General features: G+C 67.6%; 18 protein-coding genes. 5 read left to right on the forward strand and 13 right to left on the reverse strand.

Annotated elements, in window-relative coordinates; all coding sequences use genetic code 11:
- Positions 1-4 precede the first annotated feature (4 nt).
- The gene (locus tag IU514_RS09940) at positions 5-1,003 is read left to right on the forward strand and encodes a TraB/GumN family protein (protein ID WP_194930961.1); all 999 of its coding nucleotides are present in this window, start codon (positions 5-7) and stop codon (positions 1,001-1,003) included.
- Between the two features lie 67 nt (positions 1,004-1,070).
- On the opposite strand, the gene rnfB is transcribed toward IU514_RS09940, so the two are convergent.
- The 3 genes from rnfB to IU514_RS09955 form a co-directional block, all read right to left on the reverse strand.
- Positions 1,071-1,475, reverse strand: coding sequence for an Rnf electron transport complex subunit RnfB (gene rnfB, locus IU514_RS09945; RefSeq protein ID WP_194930962.1), 405 nt, complete (start codon positions 1,473-1,475; stop codon positions 1,071-1,073).
- A 189-nt stretch (positions 1,476-1,664) separates the two neighbouring features.
- The gene (gene metG / locus IU514_RS09950) at positions 1,665-3,734 is read right to left on the reverse strand and encodes a methionine--tRNA ligase (protein ID WP_194930963.1); all 2,070 of its coding nucleotides are present in this window, start codon (positions 3,732-3,734) and stop codon (positions 1,665-1,667) included.
- A 126-nt stretch (positions 3,735-3,860) separates the two neighbouring features.
- On the reverse strand, positions 3,861-4,295 hold the full coding sequence (locus IU514_RS09955) for a DUF2147 domain-containing protein (RefSeq protein WP_194930964.1): 435 nt from the start codon (positions 4,293-4,295) through the stop codon (positions 3,861-3,863).
- Positions 4,296-4,545: 250 nt separating this feature from the next.
- Between IU514_RS09955 and apbC the strand changes: the two genes are divergently transcribed.
- The 3 genes from apbC to dcd all read left to right on the forward strand — a co-directional run bounded on the left by apbC (position 4,546) and on the right by dcd (position 7,789).
- Positions 4,546-5,574, forward strand: a complete 1,029-nt coding sequence (gene apbC, locus IU514_RS09960) for an iron-sulfur cluster carrier protein ApbC (RefSeq protein ID WP_194931156.1) — start codon at positions 4,546-4,548, stop codon at positions 5,572-5,574.
- A 122-nt stretch (positions 5,575-5,696) separates the two neighbouring features.
- Complete coding sequence (locus IU514_RS09965; protein ID WP_194930965.1) at positions 5,697-7,070, forward strand: S8 family peptidase; 1,374 nt, start codon at positions 5,697-5,699, stop codon at positions 7,068-7,070.
- Positions 7,071-7,219: 149 nt separating this feature from the next.
- Positions 7,220-7,789, forward strand: a complete 570-nt coding sequence (dcd, locus tag IU514_RS09970; protein WP_158730638.1) for a dCTP deaminase — start codon at positions 7,220-7,222, stop codon at positions 7,787-7,789.
- 66 nt (positions 7,790-7,855) lie between these two features.
- Here dcd and IU514_RS09975 read toward each other — a convergent pair whose 3' ends face one another.
- The 10 genes from IU514_RS09975 to IU514_RS10020 are packed head-to-tail and all read right to left on the reverse strand — an operon-like array spanning position 7,856 to position 14,216.
- Positions 7,856-8,152, reverse strand: coding sequence for a hypothetical protein (locus tag IU514_RS09975; protein WP_194930966.1), 297 nt, complete (start codon positions 8,150-8,152; stop codon positions 7,856-7,858).
- Positions 8,153-8,163: 11 nt separating this feature from the next.
- A complete protein-coding gene (pcp, locus tag IU514_RS09980) occupies positions 8,164-8,820 on the reverse strand; it encodes a pyroglutamyl-peptidase I (protein WP_194930967.1) in 657 nt (218 codons plus the stop codon).
- Positions 8,817-9,770 (reverse strand): DUF979 domain-containing protein, encoded by a 954-nt coding sequence (locus IU514_RS09985; protein ID WP_194930968.1) that lies wholly within the window; start codon positions 9,768-9,770, stop codon positions 8,817-8,819. Before IU514_RS09985 ends, pcp begins: the two co-directional genes overlap by 4 nt.
- A gap of 7 nt (positions 9,771-9,777) precedes the next feature.
- The gene (locus IU514_RS09990; protein ID WP_194930969.1) at positions 9,778-10,497 is read right to left on the reverse strand and encodes a DUF969 domain-containing protein; all 720 of its coding nucleotides are present in this window, start codon (positions 10,495-10,497) and stop codon (positions 9,778-9,780) included.
- Positions 10,494-11,258, reverse strand: coding sequence for a 5-oxoprolinase subunit PxpA (locus tag IU514_RS09995; protein ID WP_194930970.1), 765 nt, complete (start codon positions 11,256-11,258; stop codon positions 10,494-10,496). Before IU514_RS09995 ends, IU514_RS09990 begins: the two co-directional genes overlap by 4 nt.
- Positions 11,259-11,285: 27 nt before the next feature.
- Complete coding sequence (locus tag IU514_RS10000; protein WP_194930971.1) at positions 11,286-11,450, reverse strand: LiaI-LiaF-like domain-containing protein; 165 nt, start codon at positions 11,448-11,450, stop codon at positions 11,286-11,288.
- Between the two features lie 36 nt (positions 11,451-11,486).
- Positions 11,487-12,434 (reverse strand): 5-oxoprolinase subunit C family protein, encoded by a 948-nt coding sequence (locus tag IU514_RS10005; protein WP_194930972.1) that lies wholly within the window; start codon positions 12,432-12,434, stop codon positions 11,487-11,489.
- Positions 12,431-13,123: a 5-oxoprolinase subunit PxpB gene (gene pxpB / locus IU514_RS10010; RefSeq protein ID WP_194930973.1), complete on the reverse strand. Its 693-nt coding sequence runs from the start codon at positions 13,121-13,123 to the stop codon at positions 12,431-12,433. The genes IU514_RS10005 and pxpB overlap by 4 nt, the downstream gene beginning before the upstream one ends.
- The gene (locus tag IU514_RS10015) at positions 13,120-13,548 is read right to left on the reverse strand and encodes an HIT domain-containing protein (protein WP_194930974.1); all 429 of its coding nucleotides are present in this window, start codon (positions 13,546-13,548) and stop codon (positions 13,120-13,122) included. Before IU514_RS10015 ends, pxpB begins: the two co-directional genes overlap by 4 nt.
- A complete protein-coding gene (locus IU514_RS10020; protein WP_194930975.1) occupies positions 13,545-14,216 on the reverse strand; it encodes a dienelactone hydrolase family protein in 672 nt (223 codons plus the stop codon). The genes IU514_RS10015 and IU514_RS10020 overlap by 4 nt, the downstream gene beginning before the upstream one ends.
- Before the next feature lie 284 nt (positions 14,217-14,500).
- Here IU514_RS10020 and rimO point away from each other — a divergent pair, with 284 nt between their 5' ends.
- Positions 14,501-15,850 (forward strand): 30S ribosomal protein S12 methylthiotransferase RimO, encoded by a 1,350-nt coding sequence (gene rimO, locus IU514_RS10025; protein ID WP_194930976.1) that lies wholly within the window; start codon positions 14,501-14,503, stop codon positions 15,848-15,850.
- The last annotated feature ends 115 nt before the right edge of the window (positions 15,851-15,965 follow it).

Consider the following 15,965-nt stretch of genomic DNA (forward strand, 5'->3'; position numbering starts at 1 on the left):
CGCGATGTCCCGCTCCTTCAAGAAGATCGGCCTGACCGCACTGGCGATCGCCGCGTTGTCGTCGGCCGCTGCGGTGGCCGTCACCCAGCAGGGCGCTGCGCCGGCCGTGGCGCAGGCCGCCACGGTCACGGCAGCCAAGGCGCCGCCGGTGCCGTTGCTGTGGAAGGTGTCCGACCGCGACAACGCCGTGTATCTACTCGGTTCATTCCACCTGCTGAAGGCCGATGACTATCCGTTGTCGAACGACATCGACACGGCGCTCGCCGCAGCGGACAAGGTGGTGTTCGAAGTGCCGCCGGAGCAGGTGACCGATCCGGCCACCGGCGAGAAGTTCCGCGTCGCTGCAGGCTTCGCCGACGGTCGCACCCTGAGCCAGGTGCTGCCTGCCGACATGCGCGAGAAGCTGAGCCGCATCATGGCGATGAGCGGTGCTTCGATTGACCAACTCGACAGTTACGAGCCGTGGTTCGTCAATCTGTCGCTGATGCTGGGCGTGTCGCAGTCGCTTGGCTTCAGCCCGGACAAGGGCCTGGATCAGTACCTGATGCAGCAGGCGGCGGCGGTCAACAAGCCGACCGGCGGCCTGGAAACGATGGAACTGCAGTTCCAGGTGCTCGATTCGGCACCGATGACGGAGCAGATCTCGTCGCTGCGCGAGTTCCTCGACCGTCCGCAGGACATGCCGGGCATGCTCACCGACCTGCACCAGGCGTGGCGCGACGGCAACGTGGCGCGGCTGGACGAGCTGTCGCGCAAGGAAATGCAGGAAAAGACGCCGCAGACCTACCGCCAGATCAACATCGAACGCAACGACGCCTGGGTGCCGAAGATCCGCGGCATGCTCGACGGCGTGAAGAAGGGCGACACGCTGGTGGTCGTCGGCGCGCTGCACCTGTTGGGCCAGGATGGTGTGGTCGAGAAGCTGCGCGGCCACGGCTACACGATCGAGCGCGTGTGCACGGCGTGCAATGCCGCGAACGACGGTGCTTCGCAGGCGAAGTAAGGCATAGGGCGGGCCTTGGCCCGCCAGAAGACTTCGATCAACCGATGCGGCGGGTTTTGAGCCCGCCTTACGGCGCCACCAGCACGATGCAGTCGACCGGGCAGGCTGGGATGCACAGCTCGCAGCCGGTGCACAGCGGTTCGATCACGGTGTGCATGTGTTTGGCGGCGCCGATGATGGCGTCGACCGGGCAGGCCTGGATGCATTTGGTACAACCGATGCAGTCGGCTTCGACGATCAATGCGACCTGCGCAGGCTTGTGCTCACCGCGCGAGCGGTCGTATGGCTTGGCGTCCACGTCCAGGACTCGCGCCAACGCGCGTGCGCCGGCGTCGCCTCCGGGTGGGCAGCGGTCGATGTCCGCGTCGCCTGCCGCCATCGCTTCGGCATAAGGCCGGCAGCCGGCATAGCCGCACTGGCCGCACTGGGTCTGCGGCAGGATGCGGTCGAGGCGTTCAGTGAGATCGGACATGTCGGCATTATCCGCTCTCCGTGCGGGAGCGGGCTTTGATCCCTGCTCCCTTGGGGAGAAGGGGGCGCGAAGCGCCGGATGAGGGTTCGGCTGGGCAAGGATGCTGCGGTCTCGATGACGCCGCTCCGCAAGCCCTCACCCCAACCCCTCTCCCGGAGGAAGAGGGGCTTGAACACGAGTGGTGCTCGCTCAGCGCACCGGCATGCCCGGTTCCACGCCGCTGTCGGCATCGAGCAGGTGCAGCGAGCCGCCGTCGAAACCGGCCGACAGGATCATGCCTTCGCTGATGCCGAAGCGCATCTTGCGCGGCGCGAGGTTGGCGATGAACACCACGCTGCGGCCGACCAGTTGTTCCGGTTCGCCGTAGGAGGCGCGGATCCCGGAGAAGATCTGGCGCTTGCCGAGCGTGCCGGCGTCCAGTTCGAAGCGCAGCAGCTTGTCGGAACCGTCCACGAACTCGCACGCGAGCACCTTGCCCACGCGCAGGTCGAGCTTGGCGAAGTCCTCGATGCCGATGTTCGGCGCAGCGCCCTGCGGACCCGGCGCTTCGGCCTTCTTGGCGGCAGGCGCCGCGGCAGCCGGTGCGGCGGCGGTGTCGGCGGGCTTCAGCGATTCTTTCGAGGCTTCAATCATGGTGTCGATCTGCTTTGCGTCGATGCGGGTGAACAAAGGCGTGTAGCCGGCGATGCGATGGCCGTTGTGCAGTGGTTGTGCGAGGTCGCTCCAGCGCGAGACCGGGGCGGCGAGGAAGGCTTCGGCCTGGGCGGCCACTTGCGGGAGCACCGGCTTGAGCGCCGCGTTGAGCACGCGGAACAGATTGAGTCCCTGCGTGCACACGGCCTGCAGTTGCGCATCGCTGCCTTCCTGCTTGGCCAGCACCCACGGCTTGTGCTCATCGATGTACTTGTTGGCCTCGTCGGCCAGCGCCATGGTCAGGCGCAGCGCGGTGGCGGCTTCGTTGCGCTCGTAGGCCTGGGCAATCGGCTCCAGTTGTTCGACGAAGCGCGCATACATCGCGCGGTCGGGCAACTCGGCGGACAGTTCGCCATCGAAGCGCTTCTCGATGAAGCCTGCGCAGCGGCTGGCGAGGTTGACGAACTTGCCGACCAGGTCCGAGTTCACGCGCGCGGTGAAGTCGGCGAAGTTCAGGTCGACGTCGTCCACGCCACCGGAGGTCTTGGTGGCGAAGTAGTAACGCAGCGCTTCCGGCGCGATGCCCTGCTCGAGGTAGGTGCGCGCCATGATGAAGGTGCCGCGCGACTTCGACATCTTCTCGCCGTTGACCATCAGGTAGCCGTTGACGTGCAGGCGCGTCGGCGCGCGGAAACCCGCGCCGTGCAGCACCGCCGGCCAGAACAGGCCGTGGAAGTTGACGATGTCCTTGCCGATGAAGTGATGCATCTCTGCAATGCTGTCGGGCGTGAGGTAGCTGAAGAAGTCGAGGCCTTCGCGTTCGCACAGCACCTTGAAGCTGGCGAGGTAGCCGATCGGCGCGTCCAGCCATACATACAGGTACTTGCCCGGGTGGCCGGGGATCTCGAAACCGAAGTAGGGCGCATCGCGCGAGATGTCCCACGCGCGCAGGCCGCCTTCGGCATCGATCCATTCCAGCAGCTTGGCCTTCACGCCCGGCGTGGCGACGTCGCCGGCCAGCCACTGGCGCAGGAAGCCGGTGAAATCGCCGACCTCGAAGAAGAAGTGTTCCGACTCGCGCACCTCCGGCGTGGCACCGCTCAGCACCGAGCGCGGTTCCTTCAGTTCGCTGGGCGAGTAGGTGGCGCCGCAGTTCTCGCAGTTGTCGCCGTACTGGTCGGGCGTGCCGCAGTTCGGGCAGATGCCCTTCACGTAGCGGTCGGGCAGGAACATGCCCTTGACCGGATCGAACAGCTGCGCGACCGCGCGGCGGCGGATGTGGCCGTTGTTGTCCAGCTTGGTGTAGATCGCCTGCGTCAGCTCGCGGTTGTGCGTGGAGTTGGTCGAGTCGTAGTGGTCGACGGCCACGCCGAAGTCGCGCAGGTCGCGCTCGTGCGAGGCCTGCATGCCGGCGATGAAGGCTTCCGGCGTTACCCCGGCCTTTTCCGCGGCCAGCATGATCGGCGTGCCATGGGTGTCATCGGCGCTGACGAAGCGCACCGTCTTTCCGGCCATGCGCCGGGCCCGCACCCAGATGTCGGCCTGGATGTAGCCGACCAGATGGCCCAGGTGGAGCGCGCCGTTGGCGTACGGCAGCGCGAAGGTGACGAAGATTTCGCGGGACATGGGGGAGGCGATGGCGAAAGAGCGGGGAATTATCGCATGCGCGCCCGCATGGCCCGTTGTGGCCGCGAAACGAAACGCCCCGGCGAGGGCCGGGGCGTTGATGGGCCGGTTTGGCCGCGTGCTGCTTTAGCGGCGTACCCAGGTCTGCGTGCGGCCGAGCAGCGAGAAGCCCATGAAGCCGCGCACTTCCAGCTTCTTGCCGTCTTCGACCGGCGTGACCTTGACCGAGTAGACCTTGCCGGTCTTCGGATCGAGGATCTGACCGCCTTCCCAGGTGTTGCCCTGCTGGCGGATGCCCCACAGGATCACCATGCCCTTGACCGGCTTGTCCTTGCGATCGCCCGAGCATTTGTCGCAGACCGGGTTGGGGCCGCGATCGGACTGCAGGACTTCGGTGACACGGCCGGCGAGGCTGCCGTCCTTGGCCTGGTAGATCTCGACCACCGACTTCGGCTTCTGGGTCTTGTCGTCGATCGTGGTCCAGTTGCCGACCGGCGTGTTCTGCGCGAACGCGCTCAGCGGCAGAGCCAGCAACAGCAGGGCAAGCAGTTTCGTACGCATGTGTCCCCTCCCAGGGATTCGGTATCGGCCAGCGCCGGTCGCGCGGTTGCCGTCCGTTATACCGCATCCGCCTGAGTACGGAACGTGGCTTCGGCCGGGGTTCGTAGGTGGTATATCGCCTGCGGCAAGGCGGCGGCGGCGCGGCGAACGTAAAATGGGCGCTCCGGAACATCGCCGTTTCTGCAAGGCCCCCCACGTGAGTGATTTGCTGCAATCCCGTATCGCCGCCCTGATCGTGCCCGACGCCGGCATGACGCTGGGCGAAGCCGGTGCCCGCATCCGCGTCGTCGAGACCGCTGGCCGTGCCGTGGTCGAACTCGTGCTCGGATTCCCCTGCCAGACCCTCAAGCCGTGGCTGCAGGCCGAAGTCGCGCGGATCGTCTCCGAGGCCGGAGGCGAACTCGCACATCTGGAGGTCCAGCAGCGCATCGCCACGCACGCAGTGCAGCCGAACGTGTCGCCGCTGGCGAACGTGCGCAACCTCATCGCCGTCGCCTCGGGCAAGGGCGGCGTCGGCAAATCGACGACCGCGGTCAACCTCGCCCTCGCACTGGCTGCCGACGGCGCGCGCGTGGGCGTGCTCGATGCCGACATCTACGGCCCCAGCATCCCGATGATGCTGGGCCTGAGCGGCCGTCCCGACAGCCCCGATGGCAAGTCGATCGAGCCGATGCGCGCGCATGGCATCGAAGCGATGTCGATCGGCCTGCTGATCGAGCAGGACACGCCGATGATCTGGCGCGGCCCGATGGCGACCTCGGCGCTGACCCAACTGCTGAACGACACGCGCTGGGCCGGTGGCGATGGCAGCCTCGACTACATGATCGTCGACCTGCCGCCCGGCACCGGCGACATCCAGCTGACGCTGGCGCAGAAGATCCCGGTGGCAGGCGCGGTGATCGTGACCACGCCGCAGGACGTGGCCACGCTCGACGCGCGCAAGGCGCTGAAGATGTTCGAGAAGGTGCAGGTGCCGGTGCTGGGCCTGGTCGAGAACATGGCCGTGCATGTGTGCTCGAACTGCGGGCATGCCGAACACGTCTTCGGCGAGGGCGGCGGCCGCCGCATGGCCGAACAATATGGCGTGCCGCTGCTGGGCAGCCTGCCGCTGGAGGTCGCCATCCGCGAGCAGGGCGACGCCGGTACGCCGATCGTGAATTCTTTAGCCGACTCGGCTGCCGCTCGTTCGTACCGCGCGACCGCCCGTCGGCTTTCGATGGCGCTTGCAATTCGTGCGCAGATCGCACAACCCCTGTCCGTCTCGCTTATTGGGTCCTGAATAGGCTTTGTGGCGTGGTGCGACGCAACATGCAGACGCCAGATTCGGCAAATTAGATTCGGATCGCGCGGCCCATGGCCGCGCTTTCTCTATTTAGCCAATTTGCCGAGGGGTTTTTCTGCATGAAGCACCCGTACCGTACTGCGGCGCTCGCTGGCGCCGTGCTGGTCTCGCTTGGTCTCTCCTCCGCCGCGTTCGCCGGCGGCCGTCCCGATCTCTCCATCGCCGGTCTGAAGGCCGGTCGCGCCCATGAGGCCGACCAGCTGCTGGTCAAGTACCGCGATGGCTCTACCTCAGCCCAGCAGGACGGCGTTCGCCGTGGCCTGGGCGCGCAGAAGCTCGACACCGTCCGTGGTGGCAACGGCAAGAAGGGCGAGCTCGCCCTGCTGCGCCTGCCGGCCGGCCGCGACCTGTCCTCGGCCATCAGCGCCCTGAGCAGCAACCCGAACGTCGAATACGCCGAGCCGAACTGGACCTACCAGCACAGCGCGACGTCGAACGACACCTACGCCACCAACGGCTCGCTGTGGGGCATGTACGGCGATGCATCGTCGCCGGCCAACCAGTACGGCTCGCAGGCTGCCGAGGCCTGGGGCGCCGGCCACACCGACTGCAGCAACGTCTATGTCGGCGTGATCGACGAGGGCATCTTCTACAACCACGAAGATCTCGCCGGCGTGGTGTGGAGCAACCCGTACGATCCGGCCGACGGCGTCGACAACGACGGCAACGGCTATGTCGACGACATCCGTGGATGGGACTTCGACGGCAACACGAACGACATCAACTCCGGCAAGGCCAACGACGACCACGGCACGCACGTCACAGGCACCATCGCCGGCGCCGGTGGCAACGGCAAGGGCGTGGCCGGCGTGTGTTGGAGCGGCGTCAAGGTCATCAGCGCCAAGTTCCTGGGCCGTCGCGGTGGCAGCACCGCCAACGCGATCAAGGCGGTGGACTACATCACCGACCTGAAGACCCGCCACGGCATGAACATCGTCGCCACGAACAACTCATGGGGCGGCGGCGGCTTCTCGCAGGGCCTGCAGGACGCGATCGGCCGTGCGAACACCGCGGGCATCCTGTTCATCGCCGCCGCGGGCAACGATGCCTACGACAACGACGTGACCGCCAGCTATCCGTCGAACTACCCGAACGCCAACATCATCGCGGTGGCCTCGATCACCAGCACCGGCGCGCTGTCGAGCTTCTCGCAGTGGGGCAAGACCACGGTCGACATCGGTGCGCCTGGCTCGGGCATCTGGTCGACGGTGCCGGTGAGCTCTAAGGGCAATGTCGTCTCCGGCTACGCCAGCTACAACGGCACGTCGATGGCGACCCCGCACGTGACCGGCGCCGCAGCGCTGTACAAGTCCTCGCATCCGGGGGCGACGGCGGCCGACGTCAAGGCCGCGATCCTGGGCTCGGCCGTGCCGACCCCGTCGTTGCAGAACAAGGTGGTCACCAACGGCCGCCTGAACGCCAGCGGCTTCTGATCCCGCCGCGCTCCGGACGGCGTTCCGGAGGTTCGATCCGAAGGCCCGGCCCCGCGCCGGGCCTTCGTCTTTTCAGGCGCCGGCGTGGCCGCGCCGGACCCGCGAGCCGGTAGAATCGCGCTTTCCGACCCGCAGGATAGCCAGACCGCATGAGCATCAAGTCCGACCGTTGGATCCGCCGCATGGCCGAGCAGCACGGCATGATCGAGCCGTTCGAGCCGGGCCAGGTCAAGACCGCGGCCGACGGCCATCGCATCGTCAGCTACGGCACCTCCAGCTACGGCTACGACGTGCGCTGCTCGCGCGAGTTCAAGGTGTTCACCAACATCAACTCGACCATCGTCGACCCGAAGCATTTCGACAGCGGCAGCTTCGTCGACATCGAGTCCGACGTCTGCATCATTCCGCCGAATTCGTTCGCGCTGGCGCGCACGGTCGAATACTTCCGCATTCCGCGCGACACGCTGGTGGTGTGCTTGGGCAAGAGCACCTACGCGCGCTGCGGCATCATCGTCAACGTGACGCCGCTGGAGCCGGAGTGGGAAGGCCACGTCACGCTGGAGTTCAGCAACACCACGCCGCTGCCGGCGCGCATCTACGCCAACGAGGGCGTGGCGCAGATGCTGTTCTTCCAGTCCGACGAAGTCTGCGAGACCTCGTACAAGGACCGCGGCGGCAAGTACCAGGGCCAGGTCGGCGTGACGCTGCCGCGTACCTGAGTCCAACTGGACGCATACGAAAAAGGCCCGCGAGAGCGGGCCTTTTTCATTCCATGGTGTCGCGGATCAACGGCGCACGTAGGTGACGAAGAACCCCTGCAGGTCTCCGTTCTCGGTGTAGCCGACCACGTCGACGACCTGGTAGCCGTTGGAGTTGAACGCCTGGTGGGCCTGGTTGAGTTCGGTGGCCGAACCGCCCTTGCGCGCGCCCCAGTCGACGTCGACGTAGATGCTGACCGTCTGCTGACCCGCGCGGGCGATTTCGGCCGCCTTCTTGTCGTACTGCGTCTGGGTGGCGGCAACGGCCGAACCGGCGCCGAAGACGGCGGTGAACAGCAGGGCGGTGGCGAGGAACTTGCGCATCGGGGTTTCCTTCAATGGGTGGCGCCCGCGGCAAGACGGACGTCGTGTTGTACGGTCAACGCGGTCGCGATCGCCAGGCGCAGGGCCTGCGTCGCCACCGTCGGTGGCAGGCTCGGCGCTCCGGGATGGTGCGCCGCCTGCGCAGGAGAATACGGAATGTGGATGAACCCGCCCCGGACGCCCGGCACGTTTTGCAATGCGTGCATCAGCCCGTAGAAGACGTGGTTGCAGACGAAGGTGCCCGCCGTCTGGGAAATTTCGGCCGGGATGCCTTCCGCGCGCAGCGCCGCCAGCATGGCCTTGATCGGCAGGCTGGCGAAGTAGGCGGCCGGCCCGTCCTCGGCGATGGCGGTGTCGACCGGCTGCGCTCCGGCGTTGTCGGGGATGCGGGCGTCGTCGACGTTGATGGCGATGCGCTCCAGCGAGATCTGCGCGCGGCCACCGGCCTGGCCGACACACAGCACCAGTTCCGGACGCACCTCGGCGATGGCCTCGCTCAGCGCAGCCAGCGAAGCGCCGAACTCCACCGGCAGGCAGCGCGTGACGACGCGCCGGCCTTCGATGACTTCGCCTTCCAGCGCGCAGACAGCGTCCTGGCTGGGGTTGCAGGTCTCGCCGCCGAACGGCGCGAAGCCGGTCAGCAGCACGGTGCCGGTCGTGGCGTTCATCGGAAGGCGAACCAGTACATCAGCATGACGTTGCACAGCAGCAGCACCGCGCCGGTGAGCCACTGCGCGCGGATTACGCCGTACGGCTCCTTCAGCTCCAGTAGTGCGGCGGGCACGAGGTTGAAGTTGGCGGCCATCGGCGTCATCAGCGTGCCGCAGTAGCCCGAGAGCATGCCGATGGCGGCGAGTGCGGCTGGCTCGGCGCCATGCTGGCGGACCAGCAGCGGCAAGGCGATGCCGGCCGTCATCACCGGGAAGGCGGCGAACGCGTTGCCCATGATGATAGTGAACAACGCCATGCCCAACGCATAGGCCAGTACGACCGCGAAGGCGTTGTCGACCGGGATCAGCATGCGCACGACACCCGCGACCGCGTCGCCGACGCCGCCGGCTTCGAAGACGCTGCCCAGCGTCGCCAGCAACAACGGCAGCAGCGCCGCCCAGCCGATCGAATCGACCAGCCGCCGCGACTGCTCGACCGCGCTCCACGGCGACTGCCGCGCCATGCGGCAGGCCGCGAACAGCGCGACCACGCAAGCCAACCCGAGCGAAACCAGGGTGACATTGGCCGGGTCCAGCAATGGAGTACCGCCGAAGTCGATGTGCTTCAGCCCCACCGCGCCGACCAGCGTCACGGCCGGGATCAGCAGCGCTGGCCAGAATAGCCGGTTGCCCAGTCGCGATGCTTCGTCATGCTTTTCCTGCGTGCTGCTTTCGTCGTAGCTGCCGCGGCGGAGGCCACCGCAGCCGGCGAGCAGCGCCAGCACCACCACGATGCCGCCGACCACCCGTGCCGGCAGGTGTTCCGCGGCGAACATCAGCAGCGCGAGCAGAGCCCAGAACAGCGCCGTGGTGTGCCGGCGCGGGTTGCCGGGATCGCGCTGGCCGCGCCAGGCCAGCGCGGCGAAGTAGGCGCCCATCAGCCAGTAGACGAAAGTCAGGTCGAGCATGCGTGCCTTACTCGCTGGCCTGGGACGGCGCGGACACGTCCTGCACCCGGGCGCGCCGTGCGAGCCTGCGCTCGAAGCGCAGCACTCGCACGGCGTGGATGGCGAACGCGCAGATCGCCGTCGGGATGCCCCACAGCGCGATCTGCAGCGGCTCCAGGCGGATGCCGTGTTCGACGAAGAATCCCTGGATAAGCAGCACGGCACCGAAAGCGATGAAGATGTCCTCGCCGAAGAACAGGCCGACGTTGTCGGTCGCTGCAGCCATGGCCCGGATGCGTTGGCGCTCGTCGTCGTCGAGTTCGCCGTGGCGCAGTTCCGCCGCGGCCTCGGCCATCGGCGCAAGCAGCGGGCGAACGGTCTGCGGGTGCCCGCCGAGACTGGTCAGCCCGAGCGAGGCGGCGATCTGGCGCATCGCCAGATAAGCCACCAGCAGCCGGCCGAGCGTCGCGCCGCGCAGGCGCGCCACCCAGGCCTGGGCGTGTTCCTTCAGTCCGTGGCGCTCGAGCAGACCGATCACGGGCAGCGTCAGCAGGAACAGCAGCAGATAGCGCTTCTCGGTGAACGCCTTGCCGAGGATTGCGAGCACATCCCACGGAGACAGCTTGGCGGTCAGCCCGGTGATGAATCCGGCGGCGACGACCACCAGCGCCGGATTGAGCCGCAGCACGAAGCCGATCACGACCGCAGCCACGCCGATGAGGGGCCAATAGCTGATCACTTCGCTCATGCTTTGGATCCGACCGGAAGAATGGCGATGCCGTCACCCTCCAATGCATCGCGCACGGCCCGTGCGAACGCCGCGGCTTCGTGGCGGTCGCCGTGCAGGCAGAGCGTGTCGGCGCGCAGCGGCACCACGAAGCCATCGTCGGCGACCACTTCGCCGCGCGTGGCCAGGCGATGCACCTGGGCGATGGCCTGGTCGAGGGATTCGATCACCGCGCCCGGTGTGCCGCGTGGCAGCAGGCGGCCGCGATGGTCGTAGCCGCGTTCGGCGAAGACTTCGTGGGCGACATGCAGGCCATGCGCTTCTCCGGCCTCGGTCAGCGCCGAACCGGACAGGCCGAACAGCACGAGCGACGGATCGAACGCCGCAACGGTGGCGGCGATGGCATCGGCCACCTCGCGGTCGTCGGCGGCGACGTTGTACAGCGCGCCGTGCGGCTTCAGGTGCGACAGGCGCATGCCTTCCTCGGCGGCGATGCGCGCCAGCAGCGCCAGTTGCGTGTGCACCATCGTGGCGATGACGTCGCTGCCGAGCGGCATGGCGCGGCGGCCGAAATGCTCGCGATCCTCGAACGAGGGGTGTGCGCCGGCGGCCACGCCGAACTGCCGGCACAGGCGCAGCGTTGCGCGCATCGTCGCCTCGTCGCCGGCATGGCCGCCGCAGGCGATGTTGGCGGAGCTGACCAGCGGCAGGATCGCGGCGTCGTCGCCGCAGCCTTCGCCGAGATCGCAGTTGAAGTCGATGCGCTTGCCTTGAGTGTTCACGTGGCCCCGTGCCGCCTGGCGTGCAGGTCAGCCTCGCTTGAAGAGCATGCCCAGGCCGACCACGATCAGGATCGCCGGCCACCAGGTCATCAGCAGCTTGCCCAGGCTCATGTCGGTGAAGCCGAGGTTGTTGAGCAGGAAGAGGGTGCCGATCACGACCAGCACCAGCGCGCCGACGACATTGGATTTCATGGGACTCCAGGGAAAGGCTGAATTGAGGAAGAGCTTTCAGACCGAGGCGAGGCGCGTGTCGATCATCCATTGGATTCTGGCGACCCGGGCCTGCGCCGCGCAAGCCAGACGACGGGCCGTGGCCGCATCGCATGCCTCGAAGTGCAGACGCTGTCCCGGAGTGCATTGCGCCAGGCGCGGCAGGTCGGCGGCGATGACATGGCCGAGCCGAGGGTAGCCGCCGACGGTCTGCGCGTCGGCGAGCAGCACGATCGGCTGCCCGTCCGGCGGCAGTTGGATGGTCCCAGGGGCGACGGGCTCGGAGACGCCGGCGGCAGCCGGCGCCGGCAGTGCCTCGCCTTGCAGGCGCAGGCCCTGGCGATTGCTGCTGGGACTGACACGCCAGACCTGGGAGCACAGCGAGGCAGCCTGCGGAACAGGCTGGTAGCGGATCGGCGCGTGCGGATCAGTGTCGTGGTGCAGGTCGATCCACCATGGCACGGAGCGCAGCGACGTGGCGTTCGCCGGCACGACGGTTTCGCCCAGCGCCAGCGTGTCGCCTGCACGCAGCGCCCGGCCGGCCACGCCGCCGAAGCCGCCGCGCAGATCGGTGCTGCGGCTGCCGAGCACCATCGGCACATCGAATCCGCCATCGACGGCGAGCCAGGCGCGTGCGCCGCCGCGCAGTGCGCCGAGTTCGAGCGTGCCTGCCGGCAGTTCGACCGGGCGTCCCATCGGCACCAACGTGCCTTCGAACTTCGCCGATACGGTCGCGCCGGTGAGGGCGATCCGCACCGGCGCATCGAAATGCAGCGTCGGACCGCGCAGGGTGATTTCGAGCACGGCAGCGTCACCGGCATTGCCCGCGAGCCGGTTGGCGAGTTGTGCCTGCGCCGGATCGAGGGCGCCTGCGTGGGCGACGCCGAGATGTCGCCACCCGCTGCGGCCCAGGTCCTGCACCGTGGTGAGCAGCCCCGCCTGCAGCACGCTCGCCTGCCGTGTCATGCCAGCTCCTGCGCGACGGCAGCGCTGTCGATGGCGACGAAACGCACGCGATCGCCCGGTTGCAACAGCGTCGGCGGATTCTGTTCCGGGTCGAACAGCACGCGTGGCGTGCGGCCGAGGATGCGCCAGCCGCCGGGGCTTTCGCGCGGATAGATGCCGGTCTGCGCGCCGCCAATCGCAACGCTGCCGGCGGCGACACGCGCGCGCGGCGTTGCGAGGCGGGGCAGGGCCAGTTCCGGATCGAGGCCCGACAGATACGGGAAGCCAGGCGCGAAACCGATCATCGCCACCGTGTATTCGCCGGCCGCGTGACGCGCCGCCAGTTGTGCGGCGGCCATGCCCAGCTCCTGCGCGGCGCTTTCCAGGTCGGGGCCGCATTCGCCGCCATAGATCACCGGGATCTCGACCAAGCGGTCGCCGGCCGTCGTGGCGACCGCTTCCATCGACTCGACGATACCCTCGAGTTCGACGCGCACACGGTCCGGCGACGATGCCGGATCGAAGAACACGCCGAGACTGGCGAACGCCGGCACCAGGTCGCGCAGCCAGTGCGGTGCGCGCGAACGGATGCGGGCGGCGAGGGCGTGGACATGCGCATTGAGCGCGGGATCGAGGGTGTCGCCGAAGCGCAGCAGCCAGGCGTCGTCGGCCAACGCCTCGATGTCGCAGGCCGGGCGCGACGGCGTCATGGCGCCAGCACGGCGCGCAGCTGCTCGATCCGGCTCACCAGCGCTTCCGGCGTATAGGGCTCGGCAGTGGCCATGCCCCAGACCGGCTTGGGCCAGGCGATGTCGTCCTGGAAGCGCGCTATCACGTGCACATGCAGTTGCGGCACCAGGTTGCCGAGCGCGGCGACGTTGAGCTTGTGCGGCTTGAACGTGCGCTTCATCGCATGACTGACCAGCGTGATCTCGTGCATCAGCTCGGCCTGTTGCGCGGTGTCGAGGTCGATCAGTTCGGTCGCACCGGGCACGCGCGGCACAAGGATCAGCCACGGGTGGTGCGTGTCGTCCATCAGGCGCAGTTCGCACAACGGGAAGTGCGCTACGGGATGGGTGTCGTCGGCCAGTTGCGGGTGCAGTTGCCAACCATTGGAAGGCGCGGAGCGGCTCATCGCAGGTTCTCCGCGAAGAAATCCAGGGTACGGCGCCAGGCCTGTTCGGCGCTGGCCGGTTCGAAGACGTGGTTGTCGACGTCGCGGTTGAAGGCGTGGTCGGCACCCGGATAGACGTGGATGCGCGCGTGCGGCTGCTTCGTGCGGTGCTGCTCGACGACGTCGGGCGGGATGCTGGCGTCGCGCTCGCCGAAGTGGAACATCATCGGCGCGCGCAGCGGTTCGTCCAGGAAGGGCACCGTGCGCGCGCCGTAATAGGACACGGCTGGCAGGCCCAGCCGGGTGTTGGCGAGGAAGCTGACGCTGCCGCCCCAGCAGAAGCCGACCACGCCGACGCGAAGTCCCTCCCGCTGCTGCAACGCATCGGCGGCGCTGGAGACGATGTCGACGGCGCGATCGAATCCGAGCTCGTTGCGCAGGGCGACACCGCGCTGGGTGTCGGCCTCGGTATAGGTCAATTCGATGCCGGGTGCGACGGGGTCGTACAGCGAGGGCGCCAAGGCGGTGAATCCGGCCGTGGCGAAACGCTCTGCCACGCTGCGGATATGGGCGTTGGCCCCGAAAATCTCCTGCAACACGATCACGGCGCTGTGAGACGGGGCGCTCGGATCGGCGCGCCAGGCGCGGACAGGGCCATGCGGGGTGTCCAGGTCGGTCCAGTGGGCCATGGCGGCAGATTCCGTTCAGCTGGGGGACGGGGACGATTCTAGGCGTGTTCGCGCTCTTCGCGTGCTCCGAATGACGGGAGTTGCGCCTGCTCAACGTCGCTGCGTCGCGTATCGACGGGCCTTTCCTGGCTGGTCCCTGCGCGTCGCAGGTCATGCGGAGACTGCAAACGCGCCTTGGCCCCGGGGGCTATAATTCGCGGCCCTCCTGACGCCCGCTCAGCCGTCCTTTTTGACGGCCGCTCCGGGCTGTTGCCGGGAGTTTCCCTCCGCGTCTGGTCCGTTACATGTCCGTTGCCAATCCCAAAGTCGGTTTCGTCAGCCTCGGTTGCCCGAAGGCCCTGGTCGATTCCGAACGCATCCTCACCCAGTTGCGCGTGGAGGGCTACGACATCGTCCAGAGCTACGACGACGCCGACGTGGTGGTGGTCAACACCTGCGGCTTCATCGATTCGGCGGTGACCGAATCGCTCGACGCGATCGGCGAAGCCATTGCCGAGAACGGCAAGGTCATCGTCACCGGCTGCCTGGGCAAGAAGCCCGAGCAGATCCGCGAGGCGCATCCCGGCGTGCTGTCTATCAGCGGCCCGCAGGACTACGGCAGCGTGATGAGTGCCGTGCATGCGGCGCTGCCGCCGAAGCACGATCCGTTCCTGGACCTGGTGCCCGACACCGGCATCAAGCTGACGCCCAAGCACTACGCCTACCTGAAGATTTCCGAAGGCTGCAATCACCGCTGCAGCTTCTGCATCATCCCGTCGATGCGCGGCGACCTGGTCAGCCGTCCGGTCGACGAGGTGCTGCGCGAGGCCGAGAAGCTCGCGATGGGCGGCGTCAAGGAACTGCTGGTGATCTCGCAGGACACCTCTGCCTACGGCGTCGACGTCAGGTACGCCGAGCGCGAATGGCGCGGCAAGTCCTACCAGACGCGCATGAAGGCGCTTTGCGAAGGCCTGTCCGAGCTCGGCATCTGGTCGCGCCTGCACTACGTCTACCCGTATCCGCATGTCGACGAGATCATCCCGCTGATGGCGGAGAAGGGCGCCCACGGCATGCCGAAGCTGCTGCCGTACCTGGACATCCCGTTCCAGCACGCCAGCCCGCGCGTGCTGAAGCTGATGAAGCGCCCGGGCGCGGTCGACAAGACGCTGGAACGCATCCAGCGCTGGCGCTCGATCGCGCCCGACATCACGATCCGCTCGACCTTCATCGTCGGCTTCCCCGGCGAGACCGAGGCGGAGTTCGAGGAACTGCTCGACTTCCTCGACGAAGCGCAGCTCGATCGCGTCGGCGCGTTCGCCTATTCGCCGGTCGAAGGCGCCACCGCCAACGCGCTGCCGGACCCGGTGCCGGAAGAGGTCAAGCAGGAGCGCCTGGCGCGCTTCATGGAGCGCCAAGCGGAGATTTCCGCGGCCAAACTCGAGGCCAAGGTCGGCACGACCCAGCGCTGCCTGGTCGATGCGCTCGATGGCGAGTTGGCGATCGCACGCTCGATGTACGACGCGCCGGAGATCGACGGCCTGGTGCAGATCCAGAATGGCTTCGAAGCCGGTCTCAAGCCGGGCGAGTTCGTCGACGTCGAGATCATGGGCAGCGACGAGCACGATCTGTTCGGCGAAGTCGCGTTCGACGACTGAGCCCCCGTCTCCCTGGCCGCTTTTCGCGGTCGTCCCTCTCCCACAGGGGAGAGGGATAAGTCCTGGCTTTCCTTCTCCCTTTGCGTGGCGCATGGCGGCGCCTGCCGCTGACGAA

The organism is Lysobacter niastensis (genome assembly GCF_015453285.1).
Classification (GTDB): Bacteria; Pseudomonadota; Gammaproteobacteria; order Xanthomonadales; family Xanthomonadaceae; genus Lysobacter_J; species Lysobacter_J niastensis.